The sequence below is a fragment of the Allobosea sp. UC22_33 genome, from assembly GCF_042700715.1.
Classification (GTDB): Bacteria; Pseudomonadota; Alphaproteobacteria; order Rhizobiales; family Beijerinckiaceae; genus Allobosea.
Map to the genome: position 1 here is coordinate 1,703,079 of NZ_CP170556.1, position 23,756 is coordinate 1,726,834.

At 67.0% G+C, this 23,756-nt stretch carries 16 protein-coding genes and 1 pseudogene; 7 read left to right on the forward strand and 10 right to left on the reverse strand.

The genetic code is table 11. The features are described from left to right. Nucleotides 1-78: 78 nt before the first annotated feature. The 8 genes and pseudogenes from ACFJGT_RS08100 to ACFJGT_RS08135 form a co-directional block, all read right to left on the reverse strand. Complete coding sequence (locus ACFJGT_RS08100) at nt 79-2,220, reverse strand: TonB-dependent hemoglobin/transferrin/lactoferrin family receptor (RefSeq protein WP_377847680.1); 2,142 nt, start codon at nt 2,218-2,220, stop codon at nt 79-81. 353 nt (nt 2,221-2,573) lie between these two features. Continuing rightward, a complete protein-coding gene (locus tag ACFJGT_RS08105; RefSeq protein WP_377847682.1) occupies nt 2,574-3,110 on the reverse strand; it encodes a chromate transporter in 537 nt (178 codons plus the stop codon). Nucleotides 3,111-3,118: 8 nt separating this feature from the next. Beyond that, on the reverse strand, nt 3,119-3,667 hold the full coding sequence (locus ACFJGT_RS08110; RefSeq protein ID WP_377847684.1) for a chromate transporter: 549 nt from the start codon (nt 3,665-3,667) through the stop codon (nt 3,119-3,121). A gap of 516 nt (nt 3,668-4,183) precedes the next feature. Next, nucleotides 4,184-4,981 (reverse strand): annotated as a pseudogene (locus ACFJGT_RS08115) (endonuclease/exonuclease/phosphatase family protein); the annotation flags it as partial. Between the two features lie 89 nt (nt 4,982-5,070). Then, nucleotides 5,071-6,516 (reverse strand): phospholipase D-like domain-containing protein, encoded by a 1,446-nt coding sequence (locus ACFJGT_RS08120; protein WP_377847686.1) that lies wholly within the window; start codon nt 6,514-6,516, stop codon nt 5,071-5,073. A 39-nt stretch (nt 6,517-6,555) separates the two neighbouring features. Continuing rightward, on the reverse strand, nt 6,556-7,827 hold the full coding sequence (locus ACFJGT_RS08125; protein ID WP_377847688.1) for an MFS transporter: 1,272 nt from the start codon (nt 7,825-7,827) through the stop codon (nt 6,556-6,558). Beyond that, complete coding sequence (locus ACFJGT_RS08130; RefSeq protein WP_377847690.1) at nt 7,824-8,201, reverse strand: hypothetical protein; 378 nt, start codon at nt 8,199-8,201, stop codon at nt 7,824-7,826. Before ACFJGT_RS08130 ends, ACFJGT_RS08125 begins: the two co-directional genes overlap by 4 nt. A 4-nt stretch (nt 8,202-8,205) precedes the next feature. Continuing rightward, nucleotides 8,206-10,476: a TonB-dependent receptor gene (locus tag ACFJGT_RS08135; protein WP_377847692.1), complete on the reverse strand. Its 2,271-nt coding sequence runs from the start codon at nt 10,474-10,476 to the stop codon at nt 8,206-8,208. A 247-nt stretch (nt 10,477-10,723) separates the two neighbouring features. Between ACFJGT_RS08135 and ACFJGT_RS08140 the strand changes: the two genes are divergently transcribed. From ACFJGT_RS08140 to ACFJGT_RS08170, 7 genes are all read left to right on the forward strand, one after another. After that, nucleotides 10,724-11,749, forward strand: coding sequence for a helix-turn-helix domain-containing protein (locus ACFJGT_RS08140; RefSeq protein WP_377847694.1), 1,026 nt, complete (start codon nt 10,724-10,726; stop codon nt 11,747-11,749). Between the two features lie 400 nt (nt 11,750-12,149). Further along, on the forward strand, nt 12,150-13,001 hold the full coding sequence (locus tag ACFJGT_RS08145; RefSeq protein WP_377847696.1) for an ImuA family protein: 852 nt from the start codon (nt 12,150-12,152) through the stop codon (nt 12,999-13,001). After that, complete coding sequence (locus ACFJGT_RS08150) at nt 12,907-14,451, forward strand: Y-family DNA polymerase (RefSeq protein ID WP_377847698.1); 1,545 nt, start codon at nt 12,907-12,909, stop codon at nt 14,449-14,451. The genes ACFJGT_RS08145 and ACFJGT_RS08150 overlap by 95 nt, the downstream gene beginning before the upstream one ends. Continuing rightward, nucleotides 14,448-17,861 (forward strand): error-prone DNA polymerase, encoded by a 3,414-nt coding sequence (locus ACFJGT_RS08155; RefSeq protein WP_377847701.1) that lies wholly within the window; start codon nt 14,448-14,450, stop codon nt 17,859-17,861. The genes ACFJGT_RS08150 and ACFJGT_RS08155 overlap by 4 nt, the downstream gene beginning before the upstream one ends. A 324-nt stretch (nt 17,862-18,185) precedes the next feature. Continuing rightward, the gene (locus ACFJGT_RS08160; protein WP_377847703.1) at nt 18,186-18,995 is read left to right on the forward strand and encodes a phosphoadenylyl-sulfate reductase; all 810 of its coding nucleotides are present in this window, start codon (nt 18,186-18,188) and stop codon (nt 18,993-18,995) included. Then, the gene (gene cysD / locus ACFJGT_RS08165) at nt 18,992-19,894 is read left to right on the forward strand and encodes a sulfate adenylyltransferase subunit CysD (protein WP_377847706.1); all 903 of its coding nucleotides are present in this window, start codon (nt 18,992-18,994) and stop codon (nt 19,892-19,894) included. Before ACFJGT_RS08160 ends, cysD begins: the two co-directional genes overlap by 4 nt. Beyond that, on the forward strand, nt 19,894-21,528 hold the full coding sequence (locus tag ACFJGT_RS08170; protein ID WP_377847708.1) for a sulfate adenylyltransferase subunit 1: 1,635 nt from the start codon (nt 19,894-19,896) through the stop codon (nt 21,526-21,528). Before cysD ends, ACFJGT_RS08170 begins: the two co-directional genes overlap by 1 nt. A 97-nt stretch (nt 21,529-21,625) precedes the next feature. Here ACFJGT_RS08170 and ACFJGT_RS08175 read toward each other — a convergent pair whose 3' ends face one another. After that, entirely contained in the window at nt 21,626-22,033 is a 408-nt protein-coding gene (locus ACFJGT_RS08175; RefSeq protein ID WP_377847710.1) for a RidA family protein, read from the reverse strand. A 46-nt stretch (nt 22,034-22,079) separates the two neighbouring features. Then, the gene (locus tag ACFJGT_RS08180; protein ID WP_377847712.1) at nt 22,080-23,720 is read right to left on the reverse strand and encodes a benzoate-CoA ligase family protein; all 1,641 of its coding nucleotides are present in this window, start codon (nt 23,718-23,720) and stop codon (nt 22,080-22,082) included. Between the last annotated feature and the right edge of the window lie 36 nt (nt 23,721-23,756).

Below are 23,756 nucleotides of genomic sequence, written 5' to 3' on the forward strand. Positions count from 1 at the left end.
AGGGGTGCGACGCCCCGGGGTCTCGACCGGGGCGCCGCTGATCCGCCGGGCTTTTCAGCTCCGGCGTCTCGAACAGGCTCAGAACTCGACGGAAGCGGCGAGCTTGAAGGTGCGCCCCGGTGCCGTCTGCAGTTCCAGCGGGTTTGTGGCAGCGGTCGCGGCGGTCGCCGTCTTGGCGTAGTTCAGGACATCCGCGAAATAGCGCCGGTCGAAGATGTTCTGCACGCCGCCGCGCACGGTGATGGAACTGGTCGGCTTCCAGTTCAGATAGGCGTCGAACACCGAATAGCCGCCGGGCTTGAACGTGGTCGGAGCGTCCGCGCGCGTCGCGCCGGCCGCGAAGGTGCCGATCACCTCGGCCTCCAGCCCATATTCCGGCATCAGGTACTTCAGGCCGGCGACGGCCTTCAGCGGGCTGATATTGTAGGGAACGATGGGCGAGCCCTGTTCCTTGCGCTGCTTGCCGTACTGGTAGCTGACGGCGAGATGGCCGACCCAGCGCTCCTGGAAGCGCCATTCGGCCGAGGCCTCGATGCCGGAGATCTTCACCCGCGACAGGTTGCGCGAGGTGATGTCGGTCGTGCCGGGCACCTCGTAGAGCTCCTGGATGAAGTCCTTGTAGTCGGCGTGGAAGGCGCCGAGCGAGAACCAGCCATCTGCGAAGCGGCCGCGCACGCCGGCCTCGTAGGATTTCACCTTCTCAGGACGCAGGTCCGGGTTCGGAATTAGGTTCTGGGTGCCGAACGGCAGCGAGGTGTAGAGCTGCTGCGCCGTCGGCATCTTGAAGCCCTCGGCATAGCGGGCATAGAGCGAATAGGTCTCGTCGAGCTTGAAGAGCGTGCCGACCTGCGGGATCACCCGGTGCGAATCGAGCTCGCGCGGCTCCTTGCCGGGCACGATGACGTAGTTCTGGCCGAGGCGCGGATCGATGTTGTAGTTCGCGTAGCGAAGGCCGGGCGTGATCGTCCAGCGGCCGCTCAGGAGTTCGATCTCGTCCTGCAGGTAGAAGTCGTAGCGCGTCGTCGTGGCATTGGCGAAGTTGAAGCCGCCCGCGATCGTCGTGGTGGTCACGCCCGTCGTCAGGTTGCGGACGTCGTCGCGGCGCTTGTAGTCGGTGCGCGTGACGTCGCCTTGGAAGCCATAGGTGAGCCGGTGGAAGGTCGGCCCCAGCGCGAAGCTCGACTTCGCCTGGATGTCGAGCTGCGAGAACCGCTCCTTGTAGTCGAGCAGGCCGCGCGTGAAGCGCTGCTGGCCGTTCGAGAGCGTCTGCAGGCGGTTATTGATGACCTCGCGCTCCTGCGGCGAGAACGAGGCCTGCCAGCGCACGGAGTCGAGGAAGCTCAGTCCCGCCTGCCATTCATGCTCGATCGCGATGCGCTGGCGGCTCTTGGCCTGGTCGCGGATATAGGCGCCGTTGCGGGTGCCGAGGCTGACGACATTGTAGTCCCAGAGCTGGTTCGCCCGCGTGTCGTTGTCGAAATACTCGCCGGTCAGCTTGATCGTATGATCGACGGTCGGCTTGAACACGAGCTTGCCGAAGGCGTTCCAGACCTCGGTATCGATCGGGTTGAGCTGGTTGCAGCCCAGGAAGCGCAGGGTCGGCACCGGGCAGCCCCAGCGCCCGCCATCGGCACGGGCCTTGCTGAGCTTGCCTTCCTGCGCGGTGCGGTGGCTCACGCCGACGATCGCCTCCAAGGCCGGGGAGAAGCTGTAGGCGGCGATCCCCGTCTTCACGAGAGAGCGGCCGAAGCTGTCATAGCTCGTATCGAGCTTGACGGCCCAGGGCTTGTCCTTGCGGCCCTTGAGCAGGTCCTGCGGGTCGAGCGTGCGATAGGCGACGATGCCGCCGAGCGCATCGGCGCCCCACAGCACCGAGCCCGGGCCGCGCACGATCTCGACATTCTTGAGGAAGGGCAGGTCGACGAAGTCGCGGTTGCCGTCGGTGATGCGCTCGATCACGCGCGAACCATCGACCTGCATCTGCACGCGGTTCCCGCCGACGCCGCGGATGGTGAAGCCGCCATAATTGCCGAAGGGGTCGGTGCCCGTCGTTTGACGGTTGACGATGACGCCGGGCTCGTAGCGCACGAGGTCCTGCGTGTCGCGGGTGATCCGCTGCTCCAGATCCTGCCGCGTGATCACGCTGACGGTGCCGGGAACGTCGAGAACCTGCTTCTCGCCACGCGTCGCGGTGACCGTGATCTGGTCGAGCGAGATCATCTGCTCGCCGGTGTTTTGATTGGATTGCGGCGCCTAAGTCTGCGCCTGAGCCACCGAAAGAGCGGTCGTCGACAGCAGCGCCGCCAGGAAAGCCAGCTTGGAATTATTATTCATTACGTAACCCCAGTCCCATGTCTGGGGCGTGTAATAGTCTTGCGAAAGGATTCGCAAGTTGATTCTTTAGGAATCGATAATATAATAATTGATATAATTCAAAAGAAGGTGGTTTCTATAATATAATTATTACAATAAATTGCCGTGTAAAGCCCTTGCGGAGATATTGGAGCAAGATTTGTTCGATATGACTGCGGTCGGTGGCTTCGCAGCCTTGGCCTGGGCGTCGTGAGCCGCGCTCAGATCAGCGCCAGCAGATGCAGTCCAACGAAACAGCCGGCGCCGCCGGCGATCAGCAGCAGCGGATTGACCGGCGTCAGCATCAGCAAGGCGGTCGAGATCAGCGCGATGCCCCGCCCGAGCCAGCCGCTGTCGAGCGACTGGATCAGCACATAGCTTGCCGCGAGGATCATGCCCGCAGCGACCGGTCGCAGGCCCTTCTCGAGGGCGCGCAGCAGGCGGGCGCCCTCGTAGCGCGACCAGATATGGGCAACCCCGTAGATCAGGAAGGCGGTCGGCCCGAAGATGCCGGCGGTGGCCGCGATGGCCCCCCAGAACCCGGCGATCTGCCAGCCGATCAGCGTCGCCAGCAGCGAGCCTGGCCCCGGCGCCAGCCGCGCGATCGCGAAGGCGTCGACGAACTGCGCGGCGCTCATCCACTGATGCACATCGACGATCTGGCGGTGCATGTCGGCAATGGCGCTCTGGCCGCCGCCGATCGTCACCAGCGAGAGCGGCAGGAAGACCAGCAGGATGCTGAAGGGCAGGGATTGCATCCGGTCGCTCAGCCGTCCCGGTAGGTCACGGCGACGCTGAGCGAGCCGAAGCCAAGCACCGTCCAAAGCAGCGGCCATTTCAGGATCGCGACCGCGACGAAGGTCGCGGCCATGATCGCGAGCGGGAACACCCGGCGCGGCACCCGGCGCGCGGCGGTGAGCCCCATCGCCAACGACAGGCCGATCGCGGCCGAAGCCGCGCCGCTGAGCGCGACATGGCTGAGCGCGTAACCGCTGAGCGAGGCGAAGACGCTGCCGATCAGCACGATGACGAAGGCGGCCGGAACGACGATGCCGAGCCAGGAGGCGATGGCGCCGTTGCGGCCGCCGAGCCTGTAGCCGATCCAGATCGCCATGTTGGTGACATTGACGCCGGGCAGGGCCTGCGCGACCGAGAGCCCGTTGAGGAAATCCTCCTCGCTCATCAGGCGCCGCCGCTGCACGAATTCCCGGAGCATCCAACCGCTCAGGCCGCCGCCGAAGCTGGTCAGCCCGATCCGCGTGAAGATCAGGAAGAGCTGCAGCGCGCTCGGGCGCTCGGCCAAGGCATCCGGCATCTGATTCTGCGTCCTGAGACGGCTGACGAATCCAGAAAGCAGGCTTCGCCGGGATTGGCCAGCGCTGAAGCGCATTGCCGGCATGAAGCTGCAGAAACCCTCGTCGTCATTCCGGGGCAGGCCGGAGGCCTGAGCCCGGAATCCAGAGCCGAGCCCGCTATTGATCGGAGCGGTGACCCAGTAGCGCCTTTCGAAGGAGCCGCATTGGTTCTGGATTCCGGGCTCTTCGCTGCGCGAAGCCCCGGAATGACGGCTGGGTCGAGGTGAAAATCCACGCGCGGCCTACCGCGACGGAGCATCCGGCCGCCGCAAGGTGCGTTTCACCGCACGTTTCAGCTGGTCGCCGGCCTTGCGCACGAGTTCGCGATTGCTGCCGCGATAACCCTTGCCCGATGACAAGGACGGCAGCGGCAAGGGCGCTTCCTTGTCTCGCGCAGCCGGCTTTCTGGAGATCGCCGCTTCAGCCGGCACGAGCGTGAGCTCGGGCGCGCTGACCGGCAGCGCCACCATGGCCGGATCGACGAAGGCCTTGATCGGCAGATGGTCGGACGCGACACGCGCCAGTGGCGTATCGTGGACCGCGACCTCCGACAGGATTTCCGGGCGATTGGCGATGATCCGGTCGAGCGCCAGCAGCGGCAGCCCGGCCGGGAAGCTCGGCACGGGCACCGGCATGGCGCCGAAGGCGGCATCGAGCGCGCTCAGCGCCGAGCGGCCGCCGAGGCGCCATTCGTTGAGGTCGCCGAGCAGCAGGGTGGGGCGCTCGTCGTGGCTGCGCATCAACTCGATGATCATGCGGGCCTGCTGCGAGCGCGAGCGCCTGAGCAGGCCGAGATGCGCCGCGACGATGCGCAGCGCCGCGCCGCTCTCCATGTCGATATCGACGACCAGCGCGCCGCGCGGCTCCAGTCCCGGCAATGAGACCTGATTGACGTCGCGCACCAGCCCCTGCCGGAACAGCACGACATTGCCGTGCCAGCCATGGGCCGCGGCATTGGCGCTCTCCACGGGAACCGGGACGAGCCCGGTCTCCTCCTTCAATCGTGCGAGGTCGAGCAGGCCGTGGCGGGCGCCGAAGCGCTTGTCGGCCTCCTGGAGAGCGATCACGTCGGGCGCGATCTCGCGGATGACCTGCGCGATCCGGCCGGGATCGAAGCGGCCGTCGATGCCGACGCATTTATGGACGTTGTAGGACGCGACCAGCGTGCCGCCGGGGCGGCCGGCCTCGCTCGCCGGCACGGGGCCGGGGCGGTTCTTGCGCTGGCGCAGCGAGGCGATGATGGTGGCGGGCAGGCTCTGGTTCTTCTTCTGCATCGCTCCGCCGGCTCGTGCTCCGGACCCGCTCTGGTCGAACGGATCGACGGCTTAGGCGCCTCTGGCGTCAGGGGGATGGCCGGGCCGGCTCACAGATAGGGCGAGCCGAGCCAGATCAACCTGTCGATCAGACGCATGACATAGGGCCGGGCGCGCAGGCCGGCAAGCGTGACCGGTGTCGCGCTCGCCATCACCATCTCGATCCGGCGCTCGATCGCGCGGGCGAAACCATGGTCGAGAACCTCGAGGTCGATCTCGAAGTTCAGGCGCAGCGAACGCGGGTCGAGATTGGAGGAGCCGATATAGGCCCAGCTCCCGTCGATGGCGAGGATCTTGGAATGGTCGAAGGCGCCGGTCGAGCGCCATATCCGGCAGTAATTCTTGAGAATCTGGTCGAATTGCGCGGTCATCGCGCGGTCGACCAGCACGAGATTGTTCACCGAGGGCACGACGATATCGATGTCGACGCCGCGTCGCGCCGCGGTGACGAGCGCGCTGATCAGTTCCTGGTCCGGCAGGAAATAGGGCGACATGATCCTGACCGAATGGCGCGCCACCGACAGGGCGCCGATCAACAGCTTGTGATTGGTCTCCAGATAGGCATCCGGCCCGGATGGCACGGCGCGCGCCAGCACGGGCATGCCGCCGCGTTCCAATGCGGGAAGCTCCCAGGCGGGGCCGGTGAGCGCCTCGCCGGTGGCGAAGCACCAGTCCTCGGCCGCGACCGCGAAGAGATCGGCCACCACGGGGCCTTCGACGCGGAAATGCGTGTCATGGGCGAAGGCGTCACCGGCGAATTCGCGGGTGAAGCCCTCGCGGATATTCATGCCGCCCATGAAGCCGATGGCGCCGTCGACGACGATGATCTTCCGGTGGGTCCGGAGATTGGCATAGGGCAGCCGCAGGCCCACGATGATGTTGCCGTTGAAGACGCTGACCGCGACCCCGCCCTCGCGCAGATGCCCGGCGATGCTCGGCACCGAATAGCGCGCCCCGACCGCATCGATCAGCACGCGGACTGCGACGCCGCGCTTGTGTGCGTCGATCAGCGCATCGGCGATCCGCAGGCCGATCGGGTCGCGGTCGAAGATATAGCTTTCCAGGATGATGCTGCGCTGCGCCGCCGCGATCGCCACGAGCATCGCGCCATAGGCCTCGTCGCCGGTCTCCAGCGTCTCGATGCGGTTGCCGGTGGTCAGCGGGTGGCGGGCGACGCGGTCGCCGAGCGTCTTGAGCGCCAGGAAGCGCCGGCCGAAATCCGTCGCGACCGCCTCGTCCTCGACATGGAAATCGGCCGCCGCCATGCCGTGGCCGGGGCGGTTGGCCAGGATCGAGGCGCGCCGGATGCGATTGACCCCGGCGATGGCGTAGAGCAGCGGCCCGACGATCGGCGAGAGGATGATGACACCGACCCAGCCGATGGCCGCGCGCACCTCGTCCTTGGTCATCACCGCATGCGCGCCGGCGATGGACGACGTCACGATCGTGATGACAGCGAGAATATGCGGCCAGTAGTCTTGGAGAATCCCCCACATGCAGCCGAGGCTAACCTGCGGCGAGGCGATCCGCCATGCTCAGCCGGCCTTTATCGCCCCGTCGCCTGCCGGGTTCATGATCGTCGCTTGCGACAGCATCCTGACCGTCGCGATCACGGCGATGGCGGAGATCGCGGTCGCCAGCGCGAACAGGAAGCCGTAGCCCATCGCGTCGGCGAGCTTGCCGGCCAGCATGGAGCCCGCGAGATAGACCAGCAATTGCGCGCAGGCGAGGATGGTGAAATCCGTGCCCGGCTGCTCCGAGGTCGTCACCGCCATGAACAGCGAATAGAGCGCGACGATCTCCATGTAGCGGATCAGGGTCTGGAAGCCGGCCGCTCCGAACAGCGGCCAGACGCCGACGACGGCGCCGAGTGCATGCGCCGCGAAGAGCGCGAAGCAGACCGTCCGCATCCCCCCGAGCAGGGCGAGCACGAAGGACAGCCCCTGCCGCTTCACCATCCAGGCCGCGATCGCCGAGCCCGCAAGCCCCGCAGTCGTCGCCGAGAGGCCGGAGAGATAGCCGATCTGGTCGAGCGGGATGCCGGCATCGACCAGATACGAACCCTCCATCGCCTTCACGAGGCCTTCGCTGGCTCGGTAGGTCAGGGCGATCCAGAGAATCTGGCGGGCCTCCGGCCGCCTCATGAAGGCGCGGATCGACGGGCGCGGCGCGGGTGCGGTCCCCGGCACCGGATCGTCCTCGCGCATCATCGCGGCTGCGACCAGCGGCAGCAGCGAGATCGCGGCGATGGTCACCAGCATCCCGGTCCAGCCGATATGATGGTAGAGCACGAGGCCGAGCGTGCCGCCGATCACCACGCCGAAAGCCACAGAGCCGCCCTGGATGGCGTTGCCGATGGCGCGATCCGCTTCCGGCAGATATTTCGCGGCATAGCCGTCTGTCGCGATGTCCTGCGTCGAGATCAAGAGCGAGGCGACGAAGCCGATCGCGATGATCGCGTTGACCTCGGTCGGCCCGACCATGATCAGGGCGAGGATGGCGAGGATCGTCAGGCTCTGGGTGATCAGGACCCAACCGGCCCGGTGCGCCCGCGCGAAGGGGCGGATGCGGTCGACCCAGGGCGCCCAGATGAATTTCAGCACGAGCGGCAGCAGCAGGATGCTCATCGCGCCGATGGCGGTGCGCGAGACGCCGAGCTCACGCATGATCGGCGGCAGCGCCGCGACGAAGAGATAGGACGGGATCGCCTGCGCCAGATACAAGCCGCCCAGCACGGCGAAGAGCCGGTAGCGTTGGCGCGGCGCGAGCGCGGCGGGCATGACAGCGGATTCGGTCGCGCTGCTCATGGCTTCGATCCGTTGTACTGGCTCAGCAGGAAGGCGCGTCCAACCGCCTCCTCGCGTTCGGCGACGATCGGAAAGGGCCAGAGCCGGCGGAAGATCTCGGCGGTCTTCTCGCTGGCATCGGGGCGCACGATCGCGCAGGCCCGGCAGGCGCGCGAGACCCGGTCCCGCGTCGCCTTGAACCACAGCGCCTGCTCGCGCTCGCCCGCCTGCGACAGCGCCCGCCCGCCGCCGAAGATCGTCAGCAGCGTATAGGGCTCCTCGCGCTGGCCGATCTCGTGAAGCGCGTCGAGATAGGCGCGCTCGTCCTCCGGCTGATAGGGCGGCATGAAGCGCAGCGTCACCACCGCATCCGCGTCGATCTCGAGGCTGACCATGGCGTCAGAAGGTCTTGCGGAAGCCGAGGGTGACGGTGCGGCCCCAGCCATAGTTCGGCAGGTTGCGCACGGAGGTCGCCGTCGGGTTCTGGTAGGCGCGGTCGAACAGGTTGTTGACCGCGACATAAGCCTCGCCCTCCCAGACCGGAGCGGTGAGGGCGACGTTCATCGTCGCGGCGCCCTTCAGCTTGTAGCGCGTGCCGCGCAGGTCGATCGCGACGTCGCGGTCCGAGAACGCCTCGCCCTCGACGCGCAGCTGCATGCCGTTCACGAAGCGGTAGCTGCCATAGAGCATCCCGCGCCAGGGCGAACCGATGCGGTTGTTCGGCAGATTGCTGTCGAGCCTGCCGTCGCCATTGGTGTCGTAGCGGCCCTCGCGATAGGACAGGACCGTGCCCATGGTGAAGGCATCGGTGATGGTGACATCGCCGGTCGCCTCAACGCCCCAGATCCGCTCCTTCTGCTGCGACATCGTATTGGTCACGGAATCGAAGGTGACGCCGTCATCGGAGGTGCTGACAAAACCGGTCAGCGAGCCCTTGAAGCGGTCGTAGCTGCCGCGGATGCCGAGCTCGTAATTGTTGACGATCTGCGCCTTGGGAGCGATCGCCGAATAGCTGATCGTCTGGCGGTTGGCCGGCAGGCAGTTCGGCAATTGCACGGGGCAGGCATATTGCGTCGAGATGCCGGCGCGGCGGGTGAAGGCGCCGACATCCGGCAGCGCGAAGCCCTGCGAGAAGCCGCCGAAGATTTCGCTGCTCTCGGAGAGCTTGATCGTCGCGCCGAGATTGGCGGTCACCGCCGAATAGTCGAAATCGCCGCCGAGCACCCGCAAAGCCGGCAGCACGAAGGCCTGGTAGCCCTGCGCATTGTTGGCCGCGACAGCCGCGTAAGCCGCCGGGCGGGTATAGTCGTTCACCGAAAGCGAGAAATGCTCGTAGCGCAGGCCGCCGCGCAGCACGATGCGCTCGCCGATCGGGATCTGGAGCTGGCCGAAGCCGGCGGCCGTCGTCTGCTTCAATGGCGTGAAGACGTCCTGCCCGCTGGTCAGGGTCTGCCAGGTCTTCTCCTGGATCAGGTCGCCGCCCCAGGTCAGCTTGGCGCCGGGCAGAATGCGATCGAGCGGGGTGTCGATCGTGACGTTCACACCGCCGCGCTGCGAATAGAGCGTCGTCTGGTTGTCCCGGCTCGTCGGCGAGAGCGGGTTGAACGAGTAGTAGACCTGCGAATTGTAGGGATAGGAGAAGGTCGAGTAATTGAAGCGCTTCTTGATGTCGTTGTAGTAGCCGAGCACGCTGAGCTTGCCGAGCGCGAAATCGGCGTCGCTATAGCGCAGCGACACCGACTTGGTGTCCTCCAGCACGCTCTGGCCGGTATAGAGCTGCGTCCGGTCCGGCCGCGCGAAGGGGGCGGCGTAGTTGGTCAGATATTTCGGGTCCTGGTCGAAGCCGATCCAGGAGGCGTTGAACTCGATGCGCTTGCCGCCCGCGAAATCATAACCGAGCTTGGCGAGCAGGTTGCCGGCCTTGTAGCGATCGCCGCCACCCTGGCCGAGCAGGCCGTCCGACGGCAATTCGCGCCCGGCGCCGTCATAGGTGCGGCCGGCGCCGCGGATCTGGCCCGAGAACAGGTAGTCGATGCCATCCGGGACCTTGCCGGAGACCGTGACCGAAGTTTCCGGCGCGAGCGAACGGCCTAAATTCTGGGTGAAGCCGCGGATCGCGGTGTTGACCGTGACGCGCGGCTTGCCCTCGGCTGCCTTCCGCGTGATGAAATTGACCGTGCCGCCGGTCGCGCCCGCGCCGTACAAGCTGGAGGCGCCGGCGACGACCTCGATCCGCCCCACCGTGTTGAGATCGATCAGCGAAAGGATGCGCGAGACGTCGCGCAGCGGCGTGTTCATCGGCACGCCGTCGATCATCACCAGCAGGTCGCGGCCGCGATAGTTCTCCGAGGCGCTGGAGACCGTCTGCGTCGACATCGAATAGCCCGGCACCAGCTTGCCGAGCGCGGCAGCGGCGTTGGGGCTGAACTTCATCTGCTGCTCGATCTCCGTCCGGTCGATGACCTGCACGGATTGCGGCGTCTCGGCCGTGCTGCGTTCGGCGCGGGCGGCGGTCACCGTGATCGTGTCGAGATCGATCGTTGTCGGCGCATTCGCGGCGCGGCCCGATCCGGCAGGGCGCGCTGCGGACTCCCGCGAAACCTGCGCGACCGCCACCGAGGAGGCGAGGAGGGCCACGAGGCTGGTGGCGAGGCTGATCGATCTGGTCATGGTTCTACCTGGCGGCGCTGGCTGCGGTCCTGCCCATGTGTTGGGCAGGAATGCGAAGCCGTTCTGATGGCGGATTACTTGTGTCGTCTCAGAATTCGTTCTTTAGAATTATAGTAAAGTAGCTTGATTTCATTGCAGATTCGGTCTTGGGTGAGGTCCGTGATCGATTTCAGTTGTTGCTGTAATGATGTTTCTGCGGTCTAAGCTTGGACTTCCGCGAACGCGCTATAGGACTGAGACGAATCCGGTGTCGAAAACGGGAGATGTGGCTGTCGCGACACGCCCGGGGCGTGAGGCGGCGCCTGAATCGCAGAATTTCGTGCCGTTCTGGCTGGTCTCCGCCGGTGTAGGCCGCGACGAGGCGAGCACGCTGTCGCGACGCATCCTCGGCCGCACCGTCGCTCGCGAAGCTGCGGCGCCCGATCTGCCCCTGCCTTTCGATGCCCGCTGCATCCTGACCACGCGCCCCGATATCGGCCTGCGCTCCTGCTTCGCCCCGGCGGCGCACTGGGTCTGGCGGCCGGAGCGAGCCGGGGAGGGAGCCCGCTACATCCTCGTCCGCCCGGCCGAGGGGCGCGTCGTGATCCGGCAGGGCGACAGGCGCATCGCGCTCCGGGCTCGCGAGGCGGCGGCGCTCGCTCTCGACCAGCCGACCGAGTTCGTCCTGGCCCAGCCCGGCCGCATCGATGTGATCGAACTCGATCGGGCCTTGTTGCCTTCGCTCGGGGACGATTCCGCGCTGATGCAGGTCATCCCGCGCTCCAATCCGGGCTTGCAGGCGCTGGCGCATTACGGCGCGCTCCTGTTGCGCGGCCTGCTGCCCTTGAACTCCGCCGATCTCCAGGCCCTCGCCAAGGGCCATGTCCACGATCTCATCGGCGCGGCCCTCTCGGATCGCGGATCCGCGGTGCCGGCCGCGATGGCCGACCGGCGGGCCGGCCGCCTCGCCGCCATCAAGGCCGATATCGAGGCCCGGCTGGAGCGGCGCGAGCTCGGCGTCGAGATGATCGCGTCCCTGCACGGCGTCAGCGCGCGCGTCGTCCAGAAGCTGTTCGAGGCCGAGGGCCGGACCTTTTCCGACTATGTGCTGGAGCGCCGCCTCGACCGTGCCTGGCACCGGCTGGTCACGGCCGAAGGCGCGACGCTCACCATCAGCGCCGTCGCCTATGAGGTCGGCTTCGGCGATCTCTCCTATTTCAACCGCTGTTTCCGCAAGCGCTTCGGCCGCCCGCCCTCGCAGGTGAAGGCGCAGGCCGTCAGCGGAGAGGCCTGAGAGCCCGGCGGACACTCAGCCCTCATCGTGAGACTGCCCGGGAATGATGCTGGTCATTTCAGGCGTTTGAGTTTTGACCTGAAAGGCGCGGGTCATCCCGGACGGAGCGAAGCGGAGATCCGGGATCCATTCCGGAGCGCTTCCGACCAAGATTCAGGCATGGATCCCGGGTCTCCCTTCGGTCGCCCGGGATGACCAGCGCATTTCTGCGATCAAATACTCTTTGAAATCATGATGCTAACTCGCGGCCAAACTCTGATGAGCACTCAGGGGATTTCCAAACGGCCTCCGCTCCGCGTCATCCGCTGACAGGGGCATGGGGACGGCCGGAAGACTCGACTCGCCTTCCGGCGGGGAGCGTTCTATAAAAGAACAAAGAGAGAACAATTATCGTGCTCCCATGCCGGAAACCGCCCCGACCCTGTCCGATCTGCGCCGCAGCCTTGCCGAGGCCGCTTTACGGAGCGGCCCGGCCGCGGCCGGCCGGATCGACCTGGGCGTCCCCGCTCTGGACGAGGTCCTGAACGGTGGGCTCGCGCGGGCCGCGCTGCACGAGGTCTACGCCGCCGAGGTCGCGGATCTCGCCGCTGCGACCGGGTTTGCGCTCGGCCTCGCGCTGCGGGCGGGGCGGATCGACCGGAAGGGGGGCGGAGGCCCAATCTTCTGGGCGCGGCAGGATTTCGTCGATGCCGAGGCCGGGCGGCTCCATGCACCGGGGTTGAACGAGCTCGGCCTCGATCCGGCGCGCCTGCTCCTGGTGCGGGCGCGAGACGGCGAGGGTGTGCTGCGGGCCGGGGCCGAGGCGGCGCGCTGTGCCGCGCTCAGCGCCGTGCTGATCGAACCCTGGGGCGAGCCGCGCCCTTTCGACCTGACGGCGAGCCGCCGCCTGGCTCTGGCGGCGGAAGCCTCGGGCGTGCCGGTTCTGCTGCTGCGCGTCGCAGCGGCCGAGGCTCCAAGCGCGGCGCGCACGCGCTGGCAGGTGAGGGCGCTCGCCTCGCGGGCGCTGGAGGCGAATGCGCCGGGGGCGCCGGCCTTCGCCCTGAGATTGCTGCGCCAGCGCGGCGGCGCGGCCGAGCGTGAGTGGCGTGTGGAGTGGGACCGTGACCGACATTGCTTTGCGGAACGCAGCCTTTTCGATCGATCTGCCCGGACAGACCATGCCGCGCCGCTATCTCGCCCTCTGGTTCCCCTTTCTGGCGACGGACAGATTGCGGCGGACGGGCGCGATTCCGGCCTCCGGCGCACTGGCTGAGAAGCCGCATGTGCTGACCGAGATGCAGGGCAATGCCCTGCGCCTCGTCGATTGCGATAAGCGCGCCGTCGCTCTCGGCCTGACACGAAATATGACGCTGGCCGATGCCCGCGCCCGCATCCCCGATCTCGTCGCGCTGGAGACTCAAGCCCAGGCCGATCGCGAATTCCTCGAAGCGCTCGCCGGCTTCTGCGACCGCTTCACCCCGCTGGTCGCTCTCGACGCGCCTGATGGCCTGATGCTCGACATCACCGGCTGTGCCCATCTCTTCGGCGGCGAGACCGGGCTCGGCAACCTGGCCGCGCGCGCCATGCAGCGGGGCGGCCTTCAGCTCAAGGCCGCCATCGCCGGCACGCCCGACGCCGCCCGCGCCTGCGCCCGCCATGGCCGCGGCGGCATCGTCCCGCCCGGGCAGGAGGAGGCGCTGCTACGTTCGCTGCCGACCGCAGCGTTGGATACGGACGCCGATACCGTGATCGCGCTCTCCCGCGCCGGCTTGAAGACGCTCGACCATCTCGCGGAGCGCCCCTCGGAAACGCTCTCCGCCCGCTTCGGCGAGGCGCTGGCGGTCAAGCTCCGGCGCATCCTCGGCCATGAGGACCGTCGCATCACGCCCTTGCGCCCGCCGCCCGATTGCGTGGTCGAGCGTCATTTCGCCGAGCCTTTCGCCGATACCGCGAGCCTCGAGGCTGTCGTCGTCAGGCTGATCGGGGAGGCGGCGCGGGTGCTGGAAGCGCGCGGCGAGGGCGGGCGCGTCTTCGAACTCGGCTTCTTCCGCAGCGACGGCACTGTCCGCCGCCTCGCCATGGAGACCGGCCGCCCGTCGCGCGACGCAAAGGCGCTGCTGCGGCTCTATCGCGAGCGCATCGAGACGTTGTCTGACCCGCTCGACCCCGGTTTCGGTTTCGATGCGATCAAGCTCGCCGTGCCGCTTTGCGAGCCGCTCGACACGCCCCAGCACAGCCTCGACGGCCGCGCCATCGAGGAGGAAGCGGTCGCCGATCTGGTCGACCGGCTCGTCACCCGCTTCGGCCGCGACCGGGTGCTGCGCTTCGCGGCGCAGGACACGCATCACCCCGTCAGAGCCGCGAAAGCGCTTTCGGCTGCCGCACCATTACCTGAGGCGGCATGGTCTGCGCCGGAGCCGCAGGAGCCGCCGGCCCGCCCGCTCCAGCTTTTCGAGCCGCCCCAGCCGGTCGAGGCGATCGCGGAGGTGCCGGACGGACCGCCGATCCGCTTCCGCTGGCGCCGTCTGACCCATGACGTCGCCCGCGCCGAAGGCCCCGAGCGCATCGCTCCCGAATGGTGGCGCGACGGCTCGGACGAGCCGATGCGCGACTATTACCGCGTCGAGGATGCGCAAGGTCGCCGCTTCTGGCTCTACCGCATCGGTTTCTACGAGGCCGACAGCGCCCCGCCGCGCTGGTTCCTGCACGGGCTCTTCGCATGAATCAGATTGCGAATGCCTTCGCCGAACCTGTTGCCGCCACGCATTTTTCCTTCCTGCGCGGCGCCTCGCCGGGGCCGCATATGGTGCTGACGGCGCTGCTGCTCGGCTATTCCGGCATCGGCATCGCCGACCGCAACACGGTGGCCGGCGTCGTGCGCGCCTGGGCGGCACTGAAGCAATTGCGCGAGGAGGGTCTGCCGGCGCCCGACAAGATCAGGGAGGGCGGCAGCCCCGGCGAATATTACTGGGTTGAGAACCCCGAATTCGCCGGGTTGCCTTTCACGCCTGAGGAGATGAAAGCGAAGGCGGAGCGCTTCAAGCTCGCGACCGGCACCCGTCTCGTCTTCGCCGACGGCACGCCCGACATCGTCGTCTATCCCGCCAACCGTGCCGGCTGGGGTCGCCTTTGCCGCTTGCTCAGCCATGGCAACCTCAATGAGGGCGTGAAGAAGGGCGAGTGCCATCTCGTCCTCGACGACCTCCTGAACGATGCCCGCGACCTGCTGCTGATCCTGATGCCCGCGCGCAGCCTCGATGGCCTGCCCAATCTGCTCGCCCGGCTGGACGACGCCGCGCCCGGCGCTGTCTGGCTCGCCGCCAGCATGCATCGGCGCGGCGACGATCGCCGTCGCCTTGCGCGCCTGAAGGCGATCGCGGCAGCGACCCGCACGCCGCTGATCGCCACCAATGACGCGCTCTACGATTCCATCGGGCAGCGCGACCTGCAGGACGTGCTCACCTGCATCCGCGAGGGCACCACCATCGAGCGGGCCGGGCGCCTGCTCGAATCCAATGCCGAGCGCCATCTCAAGCTGCCGCAGGAAATGGCCCGCCTCTTCCGCGATGCGCCCGAGGCCATCGCCGAGACGCAAGCCCTCTTCTCCCGCATCGAGTTCGACCTCGGCCAGCTCAAATACGAGTACCCGGACGAGCCGATCCCGCCCGGCTGGAAGGATCAGGACTGGCTGGTGGAGCTGGTCCGCCGCTGCTGTCTGATCCGCTATCCCGGTGGCGTGTCGGAGAAGGTCGAGAAGCTGCTGGCGAAGGAACTCGATCTGATCGGGAAGCTCGAATACGCCCGCTACTTCCTGACGATCCGCCAGATCGTCGAATTCGCTAACAGCAGGGGCATTCTCTGCCAGGGCCGCGGTTCGGCTGCGAATTCTGCCGTCTGCTACGTGCTCGGCATCACCGCGGTCGATCCGGACGAGAACGACGTGCTGTTCGAGCGCTTCATCTCCACGGAGCGCAAGGAGCCGCCCGATATCGACGTCGATTTCGAGCACGAGCGGCGCGAGGAGGTGATCCAGTGGATCTACGAGTTCTATGGTCGTGAGCGCGCCGGCATCGCCGCGACCGTGATCCATTACCGGCCGCGCAGCGCCATTCGCGAGGCCGGCAAGGTGCTGGGCCTGACCGAGGACGTCACCGCCCGCATCGCCGATACCAATTGGGGAAGCTGGGGCAGCGAGATCGGCGATGCCCGCGTCCGTCAGGCCGGGCTCGATCCGACCAATCCGACGATCCGCCGCGCCGTCGATTTCGCCTCCCGGCTGTTGGGCTATCCGCGCCATCTCTCGCAGCATGTCGGCGGCTTCGTCCTGTCGCGCGGGCGGCTCGACGAGACCGTACCGATCGGCAACGCCGCGATGGACGAGCGCACCTTCATCGAATGGGACCGCGACGACATCGACGAGCTCGGGTTGATGAAGGTCGATGTCCTCGCGCTGGGCATGCTGACCTGCATCCGCAAGGCCTTCGATCTGATCAAGGCGAACGGTGGAAAGGATTACGCGCTCGCCGACCTCAAGGATGGCGACGAGGCGACCTACGACATGCTCTGCGAGGGCAAGTCGCTCGGCGTCTTCCAGGTCGAGAGTCGCGCCCAGATGAACATGCTGCCGCGGCTGAAGCCCCGGGAATTCTACGATCTCGTCATCCAGGTCGCGATCGTCCGGCCCGGTCCGATCCAGGGCAACATGGTGCACCCCTATCTGAAGCGGCGGGCGGGGATCGAGAAAGTCGTGTTTCCGTCTCCGAAGCCGCCCCATCCTGAGAACGAGCTTTATGAAGTTCTGAAGAAAACCGAAGGCGTTCCTCTCTTCCAAGAGCAGGCGATGCGGCTTGCCATGGTCGCCGCCAAATTCTCCGACATCGAAGCCAATGGCCTGCGCAAGGCGATGGCGACCTTCCGCAATGCCGGCACCATCGGCAATTACGAGATGATGATGGTCGAGCGCATGGTCGCGCGCGGCTATGAGCGCGATTTCGCCCAGCGCTGTTTCGAGCAGATCAAGGGCTTCGGCAGCTACGGCTTTCCGGAAAGCCACGCGGCTTCCTTCGCCAAGCTGGTCTACATCTCCTCCTTCCTGAAGCGATGGTATCCGGCCGCTTTCGCCGCTGCGTTGCTGAATTCCCAGCCGATGGGTTTCTACGCACCAGCCCAGATCGTGCGGGAGGCAGAGGAGAACGGTGGCGTCGAAGCGCGGCCGGCCGATGTCAATTCCAGCTTTTTGGACAATAGCTTGGAAGCCGTTTCGGAATCGAGCTCTTACCATGACCGGCCCCGTCAGGAGAGCAGAAGGGACCCCTTCGCCCTGCGTCTGGGCTTCCGTCAGATCGACGGCTTCAAGGATGAATGGGGGAAGGCCATTGCGCAGGGGCGGGAAGCGGGCGGCCCCTATCGCGACGTCGAGGAACTGATGCGCCGCGCCGGTCTTCCCGCCCGCGCCATGCGCCTGCTCGCCGATGCCGACGCCTTCCGCTCGCTCGGGCTCGACCGCCGCGAGGCGCTCTGGGCCGTGCGCCGCCTGCCGGACGATGCCGTTTTGCCGCTATTCCAGGCCGCGCAGGCCCGCGAGCTCGGTTCGGAGCGGAGCATGGCGCTGCCGGTCATGCCGCTGGCCGAGCACATCGTCGCCGATTACCAGACCGTGCGGCTCTCGCTGAAGGGGCACCCGATGCAGCTCCTGCGTCCGCGCTTCCGGCGTGAGGGCATTCTGAGCTGCGCCGAGACCGAGACGAAGCCCGATGCCGCCTTCGTCCGTACGGCGGGAATCGTGCTGGTTCGGCAGCGGCCGGGCAAGGGCAACGCCATCTTCGTCACGCTGGAGGACGAGACCGGCATCACCAATGTCGTGATCTGGGCGAGGCTGTTCGAGCGCTTCCGCCGCGAGGTCATGGGTGCACGGTTGATGCTGGTCGAAGGCAGGGTGCAGAAAAGCGTCGAGGGCGTCACCCATCTCATGGCCCAGCGCATTGCCGATCGCTCGATCGACCTGCTCTCGCTCTCGGACACGCATCGCGCCGAGGTTCCGATGCCGATCGACGAATTGAAGAACCCGCCGCTGCCGCGCCACCGCCACCCGCGCAATGTCCGCATCCTCCCGAAATCGCGGGATTTCCATTGAGGGCAGGCGTTTCGCTCCGTCTTCGCCATCTCCACGCGGGTCATCCCGGGCGACCGAAGGGAGACCCGGGATCCATGCCTGAGCGCCGCCGAAAGCGGTTCAGGCATGGATCCCGGATCGGCGCGACTTCGTCGCTTGTCCGGGATGACGGCGAGGAGGATGCGTGGGCAGAGTATACCTCCGGATGTGCTCGTCGTCGTTCGCCAAAACAAACTTCTCCAATGGAAGTAAAATAAGAAAAAACACGCTACCTGCTGTAAATTGAACCTTCGCCGCCATGGGTATAAGTGGTTCGTTCGATTTACCGAACAGGCGGCCAGGACCATGGCGAACGGCTTCGGCGCGGACGAACCCTCGACGACAAGGCCGGCAGAGGCGTTGCTGGCGCATCGTGCGGCTGCGCTCGATGCGGCGTTTGGGGCGGCGGAGGTTCCCCGGCGCCTCGCCGGTATCATCGCGCAGGCCACGGGACCCGTCGTCTTCACCACCTCCTTCGGCCTCGAAGACCAGGTGCTGACCCATTTCATCGCGGCCGCGAAGCTGCCGGTCACCTTCGCCACGCTCGATACCGGCCGGCTTTTCCCTGAGGTCTACGCCCTCTGGCAGGAGACCGAGGAGCGCTACGGCATCGTGATCCGCCCCTATTATCCGCGCCATGACGCGGTCGAGCTCCATGTCCGCCAGAACGGCATCAACGGCTTCTATGCCTCGCGCGACGCGCGCAAATCCTGCTGCGACATCCGCAAGGTCGAGCCGCTTGGCCGGGCACTGGCCGGCGCCGATATCTGGCTGACCGGCCTGCGCGCCGACCAATCGGCAGCCCGCGGCGGCGTCAAGCTCGCGGAAGCCGACCCGGCGCGCGGCCTCGTCAAGGCGAGCCCGCTGATCGACTGGACGCGCGAGCGCGCTCTGGCTTTCGCCGAAGAGAATGCCGTGCCGCTTAATCCGCTGCATGCGCAGGGCTTCGTCTCGATCGGCTGCCAGCCCTGCACCCGTGCCATCCGCCCCGGCGAGCCCGAGCGGGCCGGGCGCTGGTGGTGGGAGGACGATGCGGCCAAGGAATGCGGCCTGCATGTCGGGCAAGACGGAAAGCTGGCGCGCGCCGGGCTCTCGGCTGTGGAGGTGCGTCAGTGATCCAGCTCAGCCATCTCCAGAAGCTTGAGGCCGAGGCAATCTTCATCATCCGCGAGGTCGTGGCGACCTGCGACAGGCCGGTTCTGCTTTATTCGATCGGCAAGGATTCCGCCGTCCTGCTGCATCTCGTGATGAAGGCGTTCTATCCGGCCAAGCCGCCTTTCCCGCTGCTTCATGTCGACACGACCTGGAAGTTCCGCGAGATGATCGCCTTCCGCGACGAGACGGCAAAGCGCCTCGGGCTCGACCTCATCGTCCATATCAATCGCGAGGGCGTCGAGGCCGGGATCAACCCCTTCGCCTCCGGCTCGCGCGTCCATACCGACGTGATGAAGACGCAAGGGCTGAAACAGGCGCTCGACCTCCACAGGTTCGATGCGGCCTTCGGCGGCGCGCGTCGCGACGAGGAGAAGAGCCGGGCCAAGGAGCGGGTCTTTTCGTTGCGCTCGCCCGAACATCGTTGGGACCCGAAGAACCAGCGTCCCGAGCCCTGGCAGCTCTTCAACACCCGCAAGCATCGCGGCGAGAGCTTTCGCGTGTTCCCGCTCTCGAATTGGACCGAGCGCGATGTCTGGGACTACATCGCGCTGGAGAATATCCCGGTCGTGCCGCTCTATTTTGCGGCGCCGCGCCCGGTCGTCCGGCGCGACGGCGCCTGGATCATGCGCGACGACGAGCGCATGGAACTGCGCCCCGGCGAGACCGTCGAGACCCGCATGGTCCGCTTCCGCACGCTGGGCTGCTACCCGCTGACCGGCGCCGTCGAGAGCGAGGCGGCGAACCTGACCGACATCATCGCCGAGATGCGCTCCTCCCGATCCTCCGAGCGGCAGGGCCGCGTCATCGACCATGACGGCTCGGGCTCGATGGAGCAGAAGAAGCAGGAAGGCTATTTCTGATGGGCTTCGCCATCGCCAAGAAGAAGGCACCGAAACCGGTGCAGACGCCGTTTCCGGCCAATGATGCGCCAGCTTCATCCGCAACAGGCCAGCATTCGCTGCTGCGCTTCATCACTTGCGGCTCGGTCGACGACGGCAAGTCGACCCTGATCGGCCGCATGCTCTACGAGGCCGGCGCCGTCTTCGACGACCAGCTCAGCGCGCTCGACAGCGATTCCCGCAAGTTCGGCACGCAAGGCGAGGCGCCCGATTTCGCGCTGCTGGTCGACGGCCTCTCGGCCGAGCGCGAGCAGGGCATCACCATCGACGTCGCCTATCGCTATTTCGCCACGGACACGCGCAGCTTCATCGTCGCCGATACGCCGGGCCACGAGCAATACACCCGCAACATGGCGACTGGCGCCTCGACGGCCGATCTCGCGATCATCCTGGTCGATGCGCGCAAGGGGCTATTGCCGCAGACGCGGCGCCATTCCTTCATCGTCTCGCTGGTCGGCGTCCGCCATATCGTGGTCGCAATCAACAAGATGGATCTCGTCGGCTATGACGAGACCGTCTTCGCGCGGATCGCGGCGGACTACCGCGCGGCGGTGCAGAATCTCGGCTTTGCCTCGATCCGCTTCATCCCGGTCTCGGCCCGTGACGGCGAGAACGTCATGCGCCCGTCCGCGCTGATGCCCTGGTATGACGGGCCGGCGCTGCTGCCTTATCTCGAAGGTGTCGCGATCACGCGGACCGTACCCGGCGAAGAGGCTTTCGTCCTGCCGGTGCAATGGGTCAATCGGCCCGATCTCGATTTCCGCGGCTATGCCGGCGCGGCCGTCGCCGGGCGTGCCCGTGTCGGCGATCCCGTCGTCGCGCTGCCCTCCGGCCGCACCAGCCGCATCGCGCGGCTGATCGGCGCGGCAGGCGAGGCGAGCCAGATCGCCGCCGGGCAGGCCGCCACGGTGACGCTGGAAGACGATATCGACATCTCGCGCGGCGATGTCATCGCCGCGGCCGGCACCGCGCTCCCGGTCAGCCGCGGCCTCAAGGCGCGGCTGCTCTGGACCGGCGAGCGCGCCATGCTCGAAGGCGGCCAGTTCCTGGTGAAGCTCGCGACGCAGAGCGCCAATGCCACGGTCGAGACGCTGCATCACAGCATCGATATCGAGGGCTTCCAGCCGCTGCCGGCGCAGAGCCTGGGCATGAACGGCATCGGGTTGGTGACACTGCGCCTCGATCGTCCCCTGGTTTCGTTGCCTTATGCAAGGAGCCACGATCTCGGCGGTTTCATCCTGATCGATCGCATCAGCAACGAGACGGTGGCCTTCGGGTTTGTCGAGCCGGCCGAGGGCGATATTCGGCAGGCCGTGGGCGAAGGCGGGGCGCTGGCCCGGGCGCAACGCGGCGTTCTGCGCATCGTCGGGCGGCGAGGCACACCCGATCGCCGGGCTTGGCTCGCCGGCGTAAGCTGGCGTGTGTTGAGCACGGCGGGGCTGTTCGCGGCCGCCTTTGCGCTGACAGCCAATGCGGTGGCGTCCTTGGCGCTCGCGCTCGGCGACATCCTGCTACGGCCCGGCTTAAGGGCGCTGCATATGCGCCTCTGGCGCAAGGCGCCGGCCGGGGTCCTGCAGGATGGCGCGGGGATCTAGGCTATCCAGCCTTTCTCCCCTTGTCATTCCGGGTTCTTCGCTGCGCGAAGCCCCGGAATGACAACCGAGGCTCCGGTTTCATCTTGCGAACTGAGACCTAGCTCGCGACCACGGCCGTCGCCTCGATCTCCAGCAGCGCCTCCGGCTCGACCAGCGCAGTGACGGCAACCACCGCCATGGCCGGGAAATGCCGGCCGAAGACCTCGCGATAGGCTGGCCCCATCTCCTTGAGGCTGGCGCGATAGGTCGCGATGTCCGTGACGTACCAGGTCAGGCGCACGATATCCTCGACGCGTCCGCCGCCGGCCTCGACCACCGCCCTGATGTTGAGGAAGGTCTGGCGCAACTGGCCGATGAAGCCCTGCGCGAAGACGCCCTCGGCATCCCAGCCGACAAGGCCGCCGGTCACCAGCACGCGGCCTTCCGCCACCATGCCGTTGGCATAGCCGCGCGGCTGCGGCCAGCCTTCGGGCAGGATGGCGCGGGATTGCGGAAGGTCGGACATGGCGTATCGCCTCGGTTTCGGCCGTTCAGGCTCTGTTGACGGGAAATCAGGTCTCACCCTGCGCCATCTGGCGCAAGGCGAAGCGTTGCAGCTTGCCGGTCGCCGTCTTCGGCAGGGCCGGAACGAATTCGATGGCGCGGGGGTATTTGTAGGGCGCGATGCCGGCCTTCACATGCTCCTGCAGCGCCTTGGCCAGCGCCGCGTCGCCGGTGACGCCCTCGCGCAGCACGATATAGGCCTTCACGATCTGCCCGCGCTCGGGGCAGGGCGCGCCGACGACGCCGCATTCCGCCACCGCCTCATGGGTCAGCAGGCAGGCTTCGACCTCGGGACCGGCGATGTTGTAGCCGGCCGAGATGATCATGTCGTCGGAGCGGGCCTGATACCAGAAATAGCCTTGCGGATCGCGCAGATAGGTATCGCCGGTGATGTTCCAGCCGTTCAGGACGTAGCGCGCCTGCCTGGGGTCGGCGAGATAGCGGCAGCCGGTCGGCCCGCGCACCGCGAGCCGCCCCGGCGTGCCGTCCGGCACCTGCTCGCCGTTCTCGTCGACGATCTTCGCCTCGTAGCCCGGCACCGGAATCCCGGTCGAGCCCGGCCGGATCGCCTCGCGCGGCGCGCCGATGAAGATGTGCAGCATCTCGGTCGCGCCGATGCCGTCGAGCAGCGGCATGCCGGTCCGGGCCTGCCAGGCGTCGAAGGTCGCCTTGGGCAGGGCTTCCCCGGCCGAGACGCAGGTGCGCAGCGAAGAGATGTCGCGCCCGTCGAGCTTGTCGAGGATGGCGCGATAGGCGGTCGGCGCCGTGAACACGACGCTGACCTTGTAGCGCTCGATCGCGTCGAGGAGATCGGCCGGGCCGGCTTTCTCGGGCAGCACCATCGCCGCGCCGATCCGCATCGGGAACAGCACGAGCCCGCCGAGCCCGAAGGTGAAGGCGAGCGGCGGAGAGCCGGTGAAGCGGTCCTCGGGCGAGGCCTTCAGCACGCGGGCGCCGTAGCAGTCGCAGATCGCCAGCATGTCCTGGTGGAAATGCATGGTGCCCTTGGGCTCGCCGGTGGTGCCGGAGGTGAAGGCGATCAGGCAGACATCGTCGTGGGCGGTGTCGACAGCCTCGAAATGCTGGTAGCCGGGCTGTGCCATCAGGGCTTCCAGCTCGCTCCCGGCGCTGCCGAAGGCGACCATGCGGGCGAGTTCCGGCACCTGTCCCTTGGCGGTCTCCAGCTCGGCGGTGAGGCGGTGATCGCAGAGCGCCAGCGTGATCTTTGCCTTGCGCAAGGGATAGGCGAGCTCTCCCGCGCGCAGCATCGGCATGGTTGCGACGGCGACGCCGCCGGCTTTGATCACGGCGAGATAGGCCGCGACCATCATCGGCGTATTGCCGGCGCGCAGCAGCACGCGGTTGCCGCTGACCAGGCCGAGATCGCGCGTCAGCACATTGGCGATGCGGTTCACCACCTCGGTGAGATCGGCATAGCTCCAGTGCAGGTCGCTGGCGATCACGGCGGTGCGCCCGCCGCGCCCCTCGGTGATATGCCGGTCGAGCAATTCGGCGACGCAGTTCAGCCGCTCGGGATAGGTCAGCCCTGCCTCTTCCACTCTCAGGTCGGGCCAGCTTTGGCGCGGCGGCAGGTTGTCCCGCGCGAAGCTGTCTTGATGCCCCGATGTCGCGAATCCGGTTGCTGTCATGCTGTTCCCCTGCAAGAGCCGGATCCGATCAGGTCC

Excerpts from the sequence above, each read along its gene's own strand:
- ACFJGT_RS08150 (WP_377847698.1), top strand. The coding sequence starts at position 12,907 with ATGCCGCGCCGCTATCTCGCCCTCTGGTTCCCCTTTCTGGCGACGGAC.
- ACFJGT_RS08170 (WP_377847708.1), top strand. The coding sequence starts at position 19,894 with ATGGGCTTCGCCATCGCCAAGAAGAAGGCACCGAAACCGGTGCAGACG.
- ACFJGT_RS08110 (WP_377847684.1), bottom strand. The coding sequence starts at position 3,667 with ATGCCGGATGCCTTGGCCGAGCGCCCGAGCGCGCTGCAGCTCTTCCTG.
- ACFJGT_RS08160 (WP_377847703.1), top strand. The coding sequence starts at position 18,186 with ATGGCGAACGGCTTCGGCGCGGACGAACCCTCGACGACAAGGCCGGCA.
- ACFJGT_RS08100 (WP_377847680.1), bottom strand. The coding sequence starts at position 2,220 with ATGATCTCGCTCGACCAGATCACGGTCACCGCGACGCGTGGCGAGAAG.
- ACFJGT_RS08155 (WP_377847701.1), top strand. The coding sequence starts at position 14,448 with ATGAATCAGATTGCGAATGCCTTCGCCGAACCTGTTGCCGCCACGCAT.
- ACFJGT_RS08105 (WP_377847682.1), bottom strand. The coding sequence starts at position 3,110 with ATGCAATCCCTGCCCTTCAGCATCCTGCTGGTCTTCCTGCCGCTCTCG.
- ACFJGT_RS08180 (WP_377847712.1), bottom strand. The coding sequence starts at position 23,720 with ATGACAGCAACCGGATTCGCGACATCGGGGCATCAAGACAGCTTCGCG.
- ACFJGT_RS08130 (WP_377847690.1), bottom strand. The coding sequence starts at position 8,201 with ATGGTCAGCCTCGAGATCGACGCGGATGCGGTGGTGACGCTGCGCTTC.
- ACFJGT_RS08175 (WP_377847710.1), bottom strand. The coding sequence starts at position 22,033 with ATGTCCGACCTTCCGCAATCCCGCGCCATCCTGCCCGAAGGCTGGCCG.
- ACFJGT_RS08120 (WP_377847686.1), bottom strand. The coding sequence starts at position 6,516 with ATGTGGGGGATTCTCCAAGACTACTGGCCGCATATTCTCGCTGTCATC.
- ACFJGT_RS08145 (WP_377847696.1), top strand. The coding sequence starts at position 12,150 with ATGCCGGAAACCGCCCCGACCCTGTCCGATCTGCGCCGCAGCCTTGCC.
- ACFJGT_RS08135 (WP_377847692.1), bottom strand. The coding sequence starts at position 10,476 with ATGACCAGATCGATCAGCCTCGCCACCAGCCTCGTGGCCCTCCTCGCC.
- ACFJGT_RS08125 (WP_377847688.1), bottom strand. The coding sequence starts at position 7,827 with ATGAGCAGCGCGACCGAATCCGCTGTCATGCCCGCCGCGCTCGCGCCG.